This is a genomic window from Amycolatopsis sp. NPDC059657 (assembly GCF_042734395.1).
Classification (GTDB): Bacteria; Actinomycetota; Actinomycetes; order Mycobacteriales; family Pseudonocardiaceae; genus Amycolatopsis.
This window is the reverse complement of the sequence record NZ_JBHWEB010000184.1, coordinates 1-13,295: the sequence shown is the minus strand read 5'-3', so window position 1 is coordinate 13,295 and position 13,295 is coordinate 1. Positions and strand designations below refer to the sequence as shown.

Here is a 13,295-nt window from a genome sequence, read left to right as displayed (position 1 = left end):
AGCACCCACCACCCCGGCCCACCCACGATCAGACTACGCGGACTCACCCGCGCAGCCTGATCAACTTAAGCTACGTGGCATTGGGTTCTAACCGGCGAAAACACTCACGACCCCTGGGCGAGCAAGCGGGCCAAGGCCCAGTCCTGGGCGGCGACCCCCACGCTCTTGAACACCGTCCGCCCGCCCACCCCAGGCGGCTCGGCCAGCGCGGAACCCAGTTCCACCAACGAATCCCGCTTGAGCGACCCGGTCGACACCGCGTGAATGATCTCCCCGGCCTCCTCCAAGCACGCCTCGGCCTCGTCGACGACCACCACGCGAGCGGAGGCCAGCAAGGACTCGGGCAGCTCGCGCATCGAGGGCAGATAAGACCCGATCGCGTTGACGTGCACGTTCTCCGGCAATGCCGACGCGTCGAACACCGGCTGCGAAGCGGAAGTCGCGCAACAGACCACATCTGCCGAGGACACCGCCTCGTCGGCCGTCCCGCTCAGCGTGAACTCGATGGCGGGGAACTCCTTCCGCAGAGCGGAAATCAGGGCCGAAGCCCGCGAAGACGTCCGCGAGTACACGGTCACCGAAGCCAACGGCCGGACGGCCGCGACCGCGCGCACCTGATCGGCGGCTTGCGCTCCGGCGCCCAGTACGGCCAGTCGTGTGGCGTCCGGTGCGGCCAGAAGGTCTGTGGCGACACCGGAAACCGCACCCGTGCGCATGGTGGTCACCTCGATCGCGTCGGCGACCAGTTGCCCGGTGGCGGAACTCCAGACCAGTGTGCCCAGGATCGCGGGTGAACGGTCGAGTTCGACGCTCAGTGTTTTGACCACCGCGGCGCCGGAACCGGCGTGGTAGGCCGACATCACCAGTGCGCGGCCGCCGCCGAACGACAGTCGGGTCGGCTGGGTGAACTCGCCTGCCGCCAAGTCGACGAACGCCGCCCGCACGGCGGCGATCGCGTCGGGCATCGAGATGAGCCTGCGGATGTCCACTGCGGTGAGCATGCCGGGATCTTGGCACATCGGACGCTATTGCTGGGCTCGGTCGGGGGCGAGTTCGTCGAGGATCAGGACCGTGTGGCTGGACACCACGTCGGGGACCGTCTGAAGCTTGGTGAGGACGAGGTTGCGCAGGCTCTGGGCGTCGCGGGCGCGGACGAGCAGCACCAGGTCGTACTCGCCGGAGACCAGCGCGCCGTGCCAGACCTCGGGGATCTCGAGCACGCGCTGCTTGACCGACTTCCAGGAGTGCTGGCTGACCTTGAGGTACACGTACGCCGAGATGCCGTAGCCGCAGCGCTCAGGATCGATGACCGCGCTGTAGCCGGTGATCACGCCGTCGCGGTGCAGACGCTCCACCCGCGAGTAGGCGCTCGCCCGCGAAATATGGAGGCGCTCGGCCAAGGCACGCATGGACATGCGGCCGTCCGCGCGGAGCTGGGTGACGATCGCCTGGTCGGTGTCGTCCAGCTGTCCAGGCGGACTCGGTGTTTCGCCCTCGGAACTGGTCATTTGGCCGATGATAGCCGCTCTGGAAGAACAGGCGTCCAGATCAGATCAACATGTCTAGAAAAACGGCTCCAAAACCGTCACCATCAGCGACACCCGACTCAGGAGGTCGCCTTGACGCTCACCAGCCTGCCCCTGCGGCATCTCCTGCCGTCCGAAACCCCGATCGGACTGCTGGACGCCGATGGCCGCCTGATCGACGGCTCCGAGCTGACCATGCCGAGCGACGAGGTGCTGCTCGACCTGCACCGCCGGATGGTCGTCGGCCGCCGCTTCGACACCCAGGCCACCGCGCTGACCAAGCAGGGCCGTCTCGCCGTGTACCCGTCTTCGCGCGGGCAGGAGGCGTGCGAGGTCGGCGCCGTCGTCGCGCTGGACGCGCAGGACTGGCTGTTCCCGACCTACCGCGACTCGGTCGCGCTGGTGACCCGCGGCGTCGACCCCGTGCAGACGCTGACGCTGCTGCAGGGCGGCTGGCACCTCGGCTACGACCCGTACGAGCACCGCGTGGCCCCGCAGTGCACCCCGCTCGCCACGAACACGCTGCACGCCGTCGGCGTCGCGCACGCCGCGCGCTACAAGGGTGAGGACAGCGTCGCGCTCGTGCTGCTCGGCGACGGCGCGACCAGCGAGGGCGACACCCACGAGGCGCTCAACTTCGCCGGGGTGTGGCAGACGCCGACCGTGTTCCTGGTGCAGAACAACGGGTACGCCATCAGCGTCCCGATGAGCAAGCAGAACGCCGCGCCTTCGCTGGCGCACAAGGGGATCGGCTACGGCATCCCGTCGCTGCTCATCGACGGCAACGACCCCGCGGCCGTCTACTCGGCCGTGCGCCAGGCCGTCGAGACCGCGCGCGCCGGCGGCGGGCCGACGCTGATCGAGGCCGTCACCTACCGGATCGAGGCGCACACCAACGCCGACGACGCCTCGCGCTACCGCGACTCGGCCGAGGTCGCCGCCTGGCTCGGGCGTGACCCGCTCGACCGGCTGGAGGCGTACCTCATCGGCCGCGGGCTGCTCGACGACGCGCGGCGCGAGGCCGTCGCGGCCGAGGCGGAGGACTTCGCCGCGTCCGTCCGAAAAGGAATGAACGCCGACGTAGTGAGCACTGTCGTCCGGCCGCAGGCGTTGTTCGACCATGTCTACGCCGAGCGCACGGCCGCGTTGCGCGAGCAGGCGGCGATGCTGGAAGCCGAGCTGTCAGGGGAAGAAGCGTGACCACGATCGAAAAAGTCCAGCAGCTTTCCATGGCGGGCGCGCTCAACGCCGCACTCGCCGACGCGCTGGAGGCCGACGACCGCGTGCTCGTCTTCGGCGAGGACGTCGGCCCGCTGGGCGGCGTCTTCCGGGTCACCGACGGGCTCAGTGAGCGCTTCGGCGAGCGTCGCGTGTTCGACACCCCGCTCGCCGAAGCCGGCATCGTCGGCACCGCGATCGGGATGGCGATGAACGGACTGCGCCCGGTCGTCGAGATGCAGTTCGACGCCTTCGCGTACCCCGCGTTCGAGCAGATCACCAGTCACCTGGCCAAGATGCGCAACCGCACGCAGGGCAAGGTCGAACTGCCGGTCGTCATCAGGATCCCTTATGGCGGCGGGATCGGCGGCGTCGAGCACCACTGCGACTCGTCCGAGGCCTACTACACGCACACCGCCGGTCTGCGTGTTGTCACGCCCGGCACGCCCGACGACGCGTACCACCTGCTGCGCGACGCGATCGACAGCCCTGACCCGGTGATCTTCCTGGAGCCCAAGCGCCGGTACTGGGCCAAGGGTGAGGTCACGCTCGACCGCACCGGCACGCCGATGGACCGCGCGGTCGTCCGCCGCACGGGCAAGGACGTCACGCTCATCGCGTACGGGCCGATGGTCACGACCGCCATGGAGACCGCCGAAGCGGCGCTCGAAGAGGGCTGGGACGTCGAGGTCGTCGACCTGCGCAGCCTCTCGCCGTTCGACGACGAGACGGTCGCGGCGTCGGTGCGCAAGACCGGGCGCGCGGTCGTGGTGCACGAGGCCTCCGGCTTCTGCGGCTACGGCGCCGAGGTCGCCGCGCGGCTGACCGAGCGGTGCTTCCACCACCTGCACGCGCCGATCCTGCGCGTCACCGGGCTCGACATCCCTTACCCCGCACCGAAACTGGAAGAACACCACCTGCCGAGTGTCGACCGGATCCTCGACACGATGGCCAGGCTGCAATGGGACGACGAGGTGCACGGTGCCTGATTTCCTGCTGCCCGACCTCGGCGAGGGCCTGACCGAGGCGCTGATCGTGAACTGGCTGGTCAACGTCGGCGACACCATCACCGTCGATCAGCCGGTGGTCGAGGTCGAGACGGCCAAGGCCTCGGTCGAGGTGCCGTCGCCGTTCGCGGGCGTGATCAGCACGCTGCACGGCCAGCCAGGCCAGTCGCTGGCCGTCGGCACGCCGCTGATCTCGGTGAGCGATGCCGCCAAGTCCGAAGAGGACAGCGGCAATGTCCTGATCGGATACGGGACATCGGCGACGAAACGCCGCAACCGGCGAGCCCGCGTGAGCGCCGCGCCGGTCACCGCACGCGCGCCGAAACCCGGTGTGATCTCGCCGCTCGTGCGGCAGCTCGCCAAGGAGCGCGGGCTCGACCTGACCCTGATCGACGGCAGCGGGCCGCACGGCATCGTGCGCCGTGTCGATGTCGAGAAGGCCACCGCGAAGCCGGTGGTCGTGAAGACCGGTGAGCGCCGGATTCCGTTGAAGGGCATCCGGAAGACCGTCGCCGACAAGCTCTCGCAGTCACGCCGCGAGATCCCCGAAGCGACCGTCTGGGTGGACGTCGACGCGACGCGCCTGATGGAGGCGCGCGCCGCCCTCAAGCCGGTCAGCCTGCTCGCGCTGATCGCCCGGTTCGCCGTGCTCGGCCTGCGCAAGTTCCCCGAGCTGAACTCGCGCGTCGACGGTGACGAGATCGTCGTGCTCGACGACGTGCACCTCGGGTTCGCCGCGCAGACCGACCGCGGGCTGGTCGTCCCGGTCGTGCGTGACGCGCAGCGCCTGGCGACGCCCGAATTGTCCGAGGCGATCGCCGAGCGCACGAACGCGGCCAGGCAAGGGAGTCTGACGCCAGCCGATCTCACCGGCGGCACGTTCACCATCAACAACTACGGGGTCTTCGGCGTCGACGGCTCGGCGGCCATCATCAACCACCCCGAGGCCGCGATACTCGGCATCGGCCGGATCATCGACCGGCCGTGGGTGGTCGGCGGGCAGCTGGGCGTGCGGAAGGTGTGCGAGCTGACGCTGGCGTTCGATCACCGCGTCTGCGACGGCGGCACGGCGGGCGGGTTCCTCAGGTTCGTGGCGGACTGCGTCGAGGAGCCGCTCAAAGCGCTGTAGGGTAAGCGAAATGAGCGAGCCTTTGGGTTCGCGCGAGCGCAGGAAGCTGCAGACGCGCCGTGCGATCTCCGAAGCCGCGATCGCGTTGTTCGTCGATCGCGGCTTCGACCATGTTTCCGTCGCGGAGGTCGCCGCCGCGGCGGAGGTGTCGAAGATGACGGTCTTCAACTACTTCGCGACCAAGGAGGATCTCGTCCTGTATCGGGTCGAGGGCCTCTTCGAGCAGCCGGCCAGCCAGGTCCGCGCGCGTGAGCCAGGCGAGTCGCCGGTCGCCGCGCTGCGGCGGCATTTCCTGCGTGGCCTGGCGGAGCGGGAACCGGCGACCGGGCTCAACGACGAGGACGGGTACCTCGCGTTCCAGCATCTGGTGATGAGCTCGCCGACGTTGAAGCTGCGCCTGATCGACCACGGCAAGCGCACCGAGTCGGCGCTCGCGAGCGCGTTCGCCGAGGTGCTCGACGCGTTCACCGCCAAGCTCGCGGCCGCGCAGGTCATCGCCGTCCAGTACGCGCTGGTCTGCTGCAACCTGACGCGCGTGCTCGGCGGGCAGTCCGCGGCGGAGCTCTACCCGAGCGCGGTCGACGAGGCCGAGCGTGGGTTCGGGATGCTGCTCAGCGGGCTCAGGGACACCGCTCTGGTGTGAGCACCAGGTCCACGAAAGCCTTGCCGGCCGGGGAAAGGCGGGCCGGGTCGTAGATCATGCCGTAGGCGCGCCTGATCGGCGGATCGACCGCGCGGACCACCGCGCCCTGGCCGATCAGGCGCCGCGCGACCGAGCTTTCGACCCAGCCCGCGCCGACGCCGGACAGCACGAATCCCGGGATGGCCTGGCGGTTCTGCAGCACCGAGGACATCCGGGTGCGTGCTCCTGCGGTCCGCAACGCCTGCTCGACCAGCGTGCGCTGTGAGCTGCCCTTCGGCACGCCGACCCAGCCGATGTCGGGCAGTTCCGACAACGGCAGCGGATCGGCGGCGGGTATCTCGGTGCCCGGCGGGAAGGCGAGCCAGTACTCGTGGGTGCCGAGTTCGACGGCGGGCAGGCCGCGCGCGCCCGCCGGCAGGTAGCAGAACACCAGCTCGCAGTGTCCTTTGCGGATCAGTGACGCGGCCGCCTGCTCGTCGGAGAGTTCGTTGATACGCACGGAAACCTGGGGAAATCGCTGCCGGAACCCGCCGACCAGCTCGGCCACCGGATGCGCGGTGACGAATGGCCAGGCGTGGATGTCGAGCCTGCCGCGCGGGACACCGCCCGCGTCGGTGAAGAAGCCCTCCGCGGCCGCGACCCCGCGGAGCAGGCGCCTGGCGGGCCCGATGAACGCGGTGCCCGCCGAGGTCACCACCAGCGTGCGGCCGATCCGGTCGAACAGCAGCACGCCGAGTTCACGCTCCAGCGCCCGGATGCCTTGCGACACCGAGGGTTGCGCGACCCGCAACGCCGCCGCGGCCGGGGTGATCCCGCCGTGGTCGACCGCCGCGAGAAAGTACTCGACCTGCCGCAGCTCCACGGCTTTAGGAAGGGGTACGCAAAGATCGTCGCAGCATCTTGCCGGACTCGGTGCGCGGAAGCCGGTCGCGGAACTCGAACCGGCGCGGGGTCTTGAACCCGGCGAGCTTCTCCCGGCAGTGTGCCGCGAGGCGCTCGGCCAGGTCGTCGCCGGGCAGCACACCCGGTCGTGGCTGGATGACGGCGACCACGCGCTGGCCCCACTCGGGATCGGGCTCGCCGATCACGGCGGCGTCGGCGACTTCTGGATGCTCTAGCAATCTGCCCTCGATTTCCGCCGGGTAGACGTTGACGCCCCCGGTCAGGATCAGGTCGGTGCGGCGGTCGCAGAGGAACACGCGGCCCGCCGCGTCGACGTAACCGATATCGCCGACGGTGATGAACTCACCGTCGCGGTTGGCGGCGGTCTTTTCGGGATCGTTGTGATAGCTGAACTTCGTCTGCGCGGAGCGGTAGTAGAGCGTGCCTGTCTCGCCCGTGGGCACGGGCTCGCCGAGCTCGTCGACGACCTTGACCGTCACTCCAGGCAGCGGTTTGCCGACGGTGCCTGGCTCGGTCAGCCATTCCTTCGAGTCGACGACGGTGACCATGCCCTCCGACGCGCCGTAGTACTCGTAGACGACCGGGCCGAACCACTCGATCATCCGTTCCTTCACCCCGCGCGGGCACGGGGCCGCGCCGTGCATGACGCTGCGCAGGCTGGACGTGTCGTAGCGGCCGCGCACCTCGTCCGGCAGCTGCAGCATGCGGTGGAACATCGTCGGGACCAGGTGGGTTTCGGTCACGGCGTGCTGTTCGATCAGCCGCAGCGTCGCCTCGGCGTCGAACTTCGCCATCACGACGAGCGTGTGCCCGAGGTGCAGGCTGTTGGTCGAGAACGCGCCGGGCGCGGCGTGATAGAGCGGGCAGGTGACCAGGTGGACGCCGGTGCCGGGGTGGACGTTCATGAGCTCAAGCGACGCCAGCGCGACCGCGGGCACGACCGGCTCGCCACCGGGCAGCGGGCGGCGCACGCCTTTCGGGCGGCCGGTGGTGCCCGAGGTGTAGAGCATGCTCTGGCCCATGGTCAGGCCTTCGGGGACGCTGGTGGGCTCGTCCGCGCCGAAGTCGGCGTAGTCCTCCCAGCCCGGCGCGCCGCCGATCGCGAACCGGTGGGTGGGCGGCACGCCCAGCTCGTCGAGCCGTTCCGTGCAGGTCTCGGCGATGGCGGCTTCCGCGATGACGACCTTGGCGCCGCTGTTGCCGACGATGTAGCCGATCTCGTCGGCCGACGATCGGTAGTTGACCGGGGTGAAGTACAGCCCGCTCTGCCAGGCGGCGAGCGCGAGCTCGAAGAAGGGGATTCCATTGTGGACGATGGCGGTGATGCCGTCGCCCGGCACCAGGCCGAGCGCGCGCAGCGCGTGCGTCAGCTGGTTGACCCGCGCGGCGAGCGTGCCGAAGGTGACCTCTCGGCCTTCGGGATCGATGACCGCGGTGCGGTGCGGGTCGGTCACGGCGACGTCGAGAAAGGTACTCACGTGATCCATTAACGCCGATGAAGTGCCTCCCCGTCAAAGACGTGCGGGCGAAAAGCCCGATAGGCGTTACCTATGGCGTTACCGCTGAAAGGAAAGCCTCAGCCGCCGGCGAAAGCGGGCCCTCGCGGAAGATCAACCCGATCGTGCGCTTGACCGGCGGAGTCGTCGCGCGGACGACGACATTCTGTAGCTCGCGTTCGGCCACCCGGCGTGGCAGGAAGGTCGCGCCCGCACCGTGTTCGACCAGATGCCACACCGTCTGCCGGTGCGCGCATTCGACGGCGATCCGGCCGGCAGTGCCGTCGAGCACGTCGTCGAGCTGGGTGCGCGTGGTCGCGTCGACCAGCTCCAGCACCAGCGGGATGTCGGCGACGGCGTCGAGCGGCACCGGATCGGGAAGCCCTTCGGCGAGTGCGGGCGGCAGCGCGAGCACGATCTCCTGGTCGCCGAGCGGCAGGGTGCGCAGCGAGTCCCCGTGCACCGGCAGCTCGGTCAATCCCAGATCACACTGCCCGTGCCGGACCGAGGCGGTGACCGCGGCAGGCCCGCCGGGGTCGACGATGTTGAGCAGCACGCCCGGATGCTTGCGGTGGAAGCGGCCTGCCAGCTCGGGCAGCGGATCGGTGGTCAACCCGGCCAGCGCGGCGATGTCGAGCCGCCCGCCGGTGAGCCCGCTGACCGCGCTCACGGCACCGCGCGCCCGCTCGGCGTCCTCGAGGATCCGGCGCGCGGGTTCCAGAAAGGACCGGCCTGCGGCGGTCAGCACGAGATGCCGTCCGGTGCGGTCGAACAGCTCGGCCCCGAGCTCGCGTTCGAGCTGGCGGACGGCCTGCGAAAGCGAGGGCTGGGCGAGGAAGAGCGCCTCGGCGGCCTTGGTCACCCCGCCGTGGTCGACTACGGCGACGAAGTACTCCACTTGCCGTAGTTCCACGGTTTCAGACTAACGTCGAGATATGGATGCTGACGACTTCGGGCAGGTACTGGCGGCCGTGCGGGAGTTCGTGCGCCGCGAGGTCGTGCCGCGCGAAACGGAGATCGACGAATCGGACGAAATCCCCGCCTCGGTCCGCGAGAAGGCGGCCGGGCTGGGCCTGTTCGGCTGGGCGTTGCCGGAGGAGTTCGGCGGTCTCGGCCTGCGGATGGCCGAAGACGTCCGCCTCGCCATCGAGCTGGGCTATACGACACCGGCGTTCCGTTCGCTGTTCGGCACCAACAACGGCATCGCGGGCCAGGCGATCGTCAACTACGGCACGCCCGCCCAGAAAGCTTCGTGGCTGCCCCGGCTCGCGGCGGGGGAGGCGATCGCCTCGTTCGCGCTGACCGAGGCAGAGGCCGGTTCCGATCCGAGCGGCCTGGTGAGCAAGGCGATCTCCGACGGCGAACGTTACGTCCTCAACGGCACCAAACGCTTCATCACCAACGCCCCGCTGGCCGACGTCTTCGTCGTCTTCGCCAGGACCGAGCCGGATTCGGCGGGCGGTAAGGGTATTTCGTGCCTTCTGGTCCCGTCCGGCTCGCCCGGTGTGACCGTCGGCCCGCACGACGCGAAGATGGGCCAAGGCGGCGCTTGGACCTCCGAGGTCGTTTTCGACGACGTGGCCGTGCCGTTCAACGCTTTGATCGGCGTCGAGAACGACGGGTTCCGGATCGCGATGGCCTCGCTTTCGCGTGGGCGTCTGCACATCGCGGCCATCTGCGTGGGCATGGCGGAGCGGGCGCTGGCCGAGGCCGTGTCGTACGCGCGGACCACCCGGCAAGGCGGGCGCCCGATCGGCGAATACCAGCTCGTGCAGGCACTTCTGGCCGAGTCCCACGCCGAGCTGGCCGCGGGCCGCGCGATGGTGCTCGCCGCCGCGGACGCCTACGACTCGGGCGAGGACCGCAAGCTCGGCCCGTCCTCGGCAAAGCTCTTCTGCACCGAAATGCTCGGGCGCGTCGCGGACCGCGCGGTCCAGGTGCACGGCGGGATGGGGTACATGCGCGGCGTCGCGGTCGAGCGGATCTACCGCGACGCCCGGCTTTTCCGGATCTACGAAGGCACCAGCGAGATCCAGAAGCTCGTGATCGCCCGAGAGCTGCTCAAGGAGTCGTGAGCGAAAGTCGAACGTGGTGTCTCGATTGGTCTTCGCCGGGTCGGTCGGTCCACGCCAGGTGAGTCTCTCTTCGCGAAAAGAAGAATCTGGCCGCTCAACGTCCAGATTCTTCCTTTCGCTCCACGTTCGGCTCTCCCAGGCGCTGGCCTAGCGCAGCTAGGTTTCGCGTCGTGGCGCGATGGCTTTGCGGCGTTGGACGACGCAAAGCCATCGCACCAGCCTTGGATGCCGCGGCCAGAGCAGATGAGGGCCTAGTCCACCACGCTCGGATGTACGAAACCCGAGTTCAGGCAGTTCAATGGCCCAAACTCGGGTTTCGCGAAGATCAACCTTCGCCCCAGGTGCCCACAAATGTCCACAAAGGACTTTTGCTGGTTCCTTTGTCCCACTTTGTCGCTTTCGCGCGAGTTTCGGGGCGGGCCGGAAGGAATGAACGGGGCGTATGTGTCGCTCAGTGTTGCATAAGTGGCGTTTGTGCGCTCAATAACCGGAAATGCCGCTCACGAGCTTGTCGGCCTCGGTGACCAGGAGGTCCAGTTCCTCGTCCGTGTTGAAGTAGTGGACCGACGCCCGGATCATGTCCGGCAGGTTGCGGGCGGTGAAGTCGTACTGGGCCGAAGTCCGGCTCGACACCGAGGTGTTGATCTTCGACTCGGCGAGGTGCGCCTTGATCTTCTCGGCGGGGATGCCCGCCACGCTGAACGTGACGATGCCGCATTTGCGGGCGCCCTGGTCGTGCACGATCACGCCGGGGACCTGCGTCAGGCGTGAGCGCAGGTCGGCGGCGACCTCGGCGACGCGTTTTTCGATGGCGGGCAGGCCCCAGCCGAGCGCGTAGTCGACGGCGGCGCCGAGGCCGAGCAGCGCCGCGTGGTCGCGTTCCCAGCTCTCGAAGCGCTTGGCGGTCAGGTCCACTTCGTACTCGTTGGGTGCGGTCCACGAGGCCGAGTGCAGATCGAGCATCGCGGGCTCGACGCGCTCGCGCAGGCGGGGGTGCATGTAGCCGAAGCCGGTGCCACGTGGTCCGCGCAGGTACTTGCGGCCGGTGACGCTCAGCGCGTCGCACTGGAGGCGCTGGACGTCGAGGTCGAGCTGGCCCGCCGACTGGCAGGCGTCGAGCAGGAACGGGATGCCCGCCTCGCGGGCGACCGCGCCGATCTCCTCGGCCGGGTTGACCAGGCCGCCTTGGGTGGGCACATGGGTGGTCGAGATGAGTTTGACGCTGGAGTCGAGACGGCGGCGCAGGTCGGCGACGTCGAGCTGGCCGGTCTCGTCGTCGTCGACCACCTCGACCACGGCGCCGGTGCGGTGGGCGATCTGCAGGTAGGCGATGGCGTTGCTGGCGTACTCGGACTTGCAGGTCAGGATCTTGTCGCCGGCGGTGAACCCGAACGCGTAGAACACCGCCTGCCACGAGCGGGTCGCGCTGTCGCTCAGCGCGATGTCCTCGGCGTCGGCGTTGAGGAGCCGCGCGATCGAGGTGTACACGGCCGCGATGCGTTCTTCCTCGCGCGCGGCCGCCTCATAGCCGCCGATCAGCGACTCGGTGCGCAGATGCTCGACGACGGTCTCGGTCACGATCGAAGGCGGGAGTGAGGCTCCGGCGTTGTTGAAGTGGGCCACCTGGGCGCAGCCCGGGGTTTCGGCACGGGCGCGCTGAACATCGGCTGGCTGCATACCAACTGAATACAGTATCGTCCAACTGTATGCAACGCTCTCCGCTGCGCCGGGACCTCTTCGCGCAGATCACCGCCCGCGTGCTCGACGGGAGACTGACCGCGCGGGTCAACGAGGTCCAGCTCGCGAAGGAGCTCGGTGTCAGCCGCACTCCGCTGCGCGAGGCGCTGGTCGGGCTGGCCGATCGCGGCCTGCTGGTCTCGGAGCTCGGCCGCGGCTTCCTCGTGCCGCCGCTCGACCTCGGCGAGGCGCGGCAGCTGTACCCGCTGATCGCCGAGCTCGAGTCGCTCGCCGTGCGCTGGACGCCGGTGGCCGATCTGCAGACGCTGGCCGACCCGCTCGACGAGATCGCCGACGGCATGCTGGCCGCGCTGGCCGAGGGCGCCGAACTGTCCGAATGGGACGATCGCTGGCACGCGCTGCTGTTGTCCCGCACGGTGAACCCGCATCTCCTGCGGCTGATCGAGCAGACCAAGCCGCTCTTGAAACGCTATGACGTGCTGTATTTCGGCGGCGTCGAACGCTCGCGCCAGAGCATCGACGAGCATCGCCGGATCGCGGCGGCACTGCGCACGTGCGACCTCAACGAGGCGTGCCACGTGCTGGTGCAGAACTGGGTGAAATCACTGGGGTATTTCGAGGAAGGCAGGCAACGATGATCGCGATCGCGCACCTGAGCGACATCCACATCGACAGCGGGCCACGTAGCCAGGAGCGCGCGGCACGGGTGCTGTCCTACGTCAACGGACTGTCCCATGTGGACGCCGTGGTGGTCACCGGCGACCTCGCCGACAACGGCGCGCTCGAGGAATACGCACAGGTCGCGTCCTTGCTGAAGTCACCGCACATGACGATCACCTGTCCAGGCAACCACGACAAGCGGCCCGAGTACCGGGTCGGCCTGCTCGGCGAGCCCGCCGGTGACGCGCCGGTCAACCAGGTGATGAGCACGCCCGGCGCGGTCTACGTTTCACTGGACTCCAGCATCCCGGGTCGGCCGAACGGTTTCCTCGCTGAGGAAACCCTTGCCTGGCTTGACGAAGTGCTCACGGGCACCGGTACGTGGAAGCCCGCGTTCGTCTGCTTCCATCACCCGCCGGTCGACCTGTCGGTGCCTGCGGTCGACCGGATCCGCCAGTTCGACGAGGCCCGCCTCGCCGGAGTCCTGTCCCGTCACTCGCGGGTGGCCGCCCTGCTGTGCGGCCACGCCCACACGGCGGCGAGCACGTCCTTCGCCGGGCTTCCGCTGCTGGTCGCGCCGGGAGTGGTGTCGACGTCCCTGCTGCCGTTCGAGCCGAACGGCGCCAGGGGCTGGGACGAGGGTGGCCCGCTCGACCTGGACGCGCCGCCGTCGCTCTACTTCCACGTCCTGCACGACGACGGCCGCCTGACCTCACACTTGCGCGCCGTTCCTTGAGGTCGTGAGGGTTGCGGGCGGTTAGAACCGAATGCTGGGTAGTTAAGGCTTGGCCTGCGTTGTCAAAACGTCCACAAAGGACTCCAGAGCCTGAATTTCGCCCCGCGATGTCGCATTTGCCTGCTTTGTGGGGTGGGGTGGACGGAATGAACGGGGCGTATGTGTCGCTCAGCGTTGCGAACGCCCCGTTCGCAACGTTCAACC

The 13,295-nt window shown here is 68.9% G+C and carries 13 protein-coding genes; 7 read left to right on the top strand and 6 right to left on the bottom strand.

Annotation, left to right across the window (positions count from 1 at the left end):
* Positions 1 to 104: 104 nt before the first annotated feature.
* Together ACFV15_RS45620 and ACFV15_RS45615 are read right to left on the bottom strand one after the other, a co-directional pair.
* Entirely contained in the window at positions 105 to 1,001 is an 897-nt protein-coding gene (locus tag ACFV15_RS45620; protein ID WP_378359426.1) for an ornithine cyclodeaminase family protein, read from the bottom strand.
* 24 nt (positions 1,002 to 1,025) lie between these two features.
* Positions 1,026 to 1,508 (bottom strand): Lrp/AsnC family transcriptional regulator, encoded by a 483-nt coding sequence (locus tag ACFV15_RS45615; protein WP_378359425.1) that lies wholly within the window; start codon positions 1,506 to 1,508, stop codon positions 1,026 to 1,028.
* 111 nt (positions 1,509 to 1,619) lie between these two features.
* Between ACFV15_RS45615 and pdhA the strand changes: the two genes are divergently transcribed.
* From pdhA to ACFV15_RS45595, 4 genes are read left to right on the top strand one after another with little or no spacing between them, the layout of a single operon-like run.
* The gene (pdhA, locus tag ACFV15_RS45610; RefSeq protein WP_378359423.1) at positions 1,620 to 2,726 is read left to right on the top strand and encodes a pyruvate dehydrogenase (acetyl-transferring) E1 component subunit alpha; all 1,107 of its coding nucleotides are present in this window, start codon (positions 1,620 to 1,622) and stop codon (positions 2,724 to 2,726) included.
* A gap of 29 nt (positions 2,727 to 2,755) precedes the next feature.
* A complete protein-coding gene (locus ACFV15_RS45605) occupies positions 2,756 to 3,733 on the top strand; it encodes an alpha-ketoacid dehydrogenase subunit beta (protein ID WP_378359428.1) in 978 nt (325 codons plus the stop codon).
* Positions 3,726 to 4,880, top strand: a complete 1,155-nt coding sequence (locus ACFV15_RS45600; protein ID WP_378359421.1) for a dihydrolipoamide acetyltransferase family protein — start codon at positions 3,726 to 3,728, stop codon at positions 4,878 to 4,880. The genes ACFV15_RS45605 and ACFV15_RS45600 overlap by 8 nt, the downstream gene beginning before the upstream one ends.
* Before the next feature lie 10 nt (positions 4,881 to 4,890).
* The gene (locus tag ACFV15_RS45595; protein ID WP_378359419.1) at positions 4,891 to 5,523 is read left to right on the top strand and encodes a TetR/AcrR family transcriptional regulator; all 633 of its coding nucleotides are present in this window, start codon (positions 4,891 to 4,893) and stop codon (positions 5,521 to 5,523) included.
* Here the strand turns inward: ACFV15_RS45595 and ACFV15_RS45590 are convergent.
* The 3 genes from ACFV15_RS45590 to ACFV15_RS45580 all read right to left on the bottom strand — a co-directional run bounded on the left by ACFV15_RS45590 (position 5,501) and on the right by ACFV15_RS45580 (position 8,835).
* Positions 5,501 to 6,385 (bottom strand): LysR family transcriptional regulator, encoded by an 885-nt coding sequence (locus ACFV15_RS45590; protein ID WP_378359417.1) that lies wholly within the window; start codon positions 6,383 to 6,385, stop codon positions 5,501 to 5,503. The genes ACFV15_RS45595 and ACFV15_RS45590 overlap by 23 nt on opposite strands.
* A 4-nt stretch (positions 6,386 to 6,389) precedes the next feature.
* Positions 6,390 to 7,904 carry an AMP-binding protein gene (locus tag ACFV15_RS45585; protein ID WP_378359415.1) on the bottom strand — a complete coding sequence of 505 codons (1,515 nt, stop codon included), beginning with the start codon at positions 7,902 to 7,904 and terminating at the stop codon, positions 6,390 to 6,392.
* A 70-nt stretch (positions 7,905 to 7,974) separates the two neighbouring features.
* Positions 7,975 to 8,835: a LysR family transcriptional regulator gene (locus ACFV15_RS45580; protein WP_378359413.1), complete on the bottom strand. Its 861-nt coding sequence runs from the start codon at positions 8,833 to 8,835 to the stop codon at positions 7,975 to 7,977.
* Positions 8,836 to 8,857: 22 nt separating this feature from the next.
* Here ACFV15_RS45580 and ACFV15_RS45575 point away from each other — a divergent pair, with 22 nt between their 5' ends.
* Positions 8,858 to 9,997, top strand: a complete 1,140-nt coding sequence (locus tag ACFV15_RS45575) for an acyl-CoA dehydrogenase family protein (protein ID WP_378359411.1) — start codon at positions 8,858 to 8,860, stop codon at positions 9,995 to 9,997.
* A 480-nt stretch (positions 9,998 to 10,477) separates the two neighbouring features.
* Here ACFV15_RS45575 and ACFV15_RS45570 read toward each other — a convergent pair whose 3' ends face one another.
* Positions 10,478 to 11,674 carry an aminotransferase class V-fold PLP-dependent enzyme gene (locus ACFV15_RS45570; protein WP_378359409.1) on the bottom strand — a complete coding sequence of 399 codons (1,197 nt, stop codon included), beginning with the start codon at positions 11,672 to 11,674 and terminating at the stop codon, positions 10,478 to 10,480.
* A gap of 29 nt (positions 11,675 to 11,703) precedes the next feature.
* On the opposite strand from ACFV15_RS45570, the gene ACFV15_RS45565 reads away from it, so the two are divergent.
* Both ACFV15_RS45565 and ACFV15_RS45560 read left to right on the top strand, forming a co-directional pair.
* The gene (locus ACFV15_RS45565) at positions 11,704 to 12,333 is read left to right on the top strand and encodes a GntR family transcriptional regulator (protein WP_378359408.1); all 630 of its coding nucleotides are present in this window, start codon (positions 11,704 to 11,706) and stop codon (positions 12,331 to 12,333) included.
* Entirely contained in the window at positions 12,330 to 13,091 is a 762-nt protein-coding gene (locus tag ACFV15_RS45560) for a metallophosphoesterase (protein ID WP_378359406.1), read from the top strand. Before ACFV15_RS45565 ends, ACFV15_RS45560 begins: the two co-directional genes overlap by 4 nt.
* The last annotated feature ends 204 nt before the right edge of the window (positions 13,092 to 13,295 follow it).

Bases quoted from the DNA above. Each gene is read 5' to 3' on its own strand.
- ACFV15_RS45620 (WP_378359426.1), bottom strand. From the start codon at position 1,001: ATGCTCACCGCAGTGGACATCCGCAGGCTCATCTCGATGCCCGACGCG.
- ACFV15_RS45615 (WP_378359425.1), bottom strand. From the start codon at position 1,508: ATGACCAGTTCCGAGGGCGAAACACCGAGTCCGCCTGGACAGCTGGAC.
- ACFV15_RS45605 (WP_378359428.1), top strand. From the start codon at position 2,756: ATGGCGGGCGCGCTCAACGCCGCACTCGCCGACGCGCTGGAGGCCGAC.
- ACFV15_RS45595 (WP_378359419.1), top strand. From the start codon at position 4,891: ATGAGCGAGCCTTTGGGTTCGCGCGAGCGCAGGAAGCTGCAGACGCGC.
- ACFV15_RS45575 (WP_378359411.1), top strand. From the start codon at position 8,858: ATGGATGCTGACGACTTCGGGCAGGTACTGGCGGCCGTGCGGGAGTTC.
- ACFV15_RS45570 (WP_378359409.1), bottom strand. From the start codon at position 11,674: ATGCAGCCAGCCGATGTTCAGCGCGCCCGTGCCGAAACCCCGGGCTGC.
- ACFV15_RS45565 (WP_378359408.1), top strand. From the start codon at position 11,704: ATGCAACGCTCTCCGCTGCGCCGGGACCTCTTCGCGCAGATCACCGCC.
- ACFV15_RS45560 (WP_378359406.1), top strand. From the start codon at position 12,330: ATGATCGCGATCGCGCACCTGAGCGACATCCACATCGACAGCGGGCCA.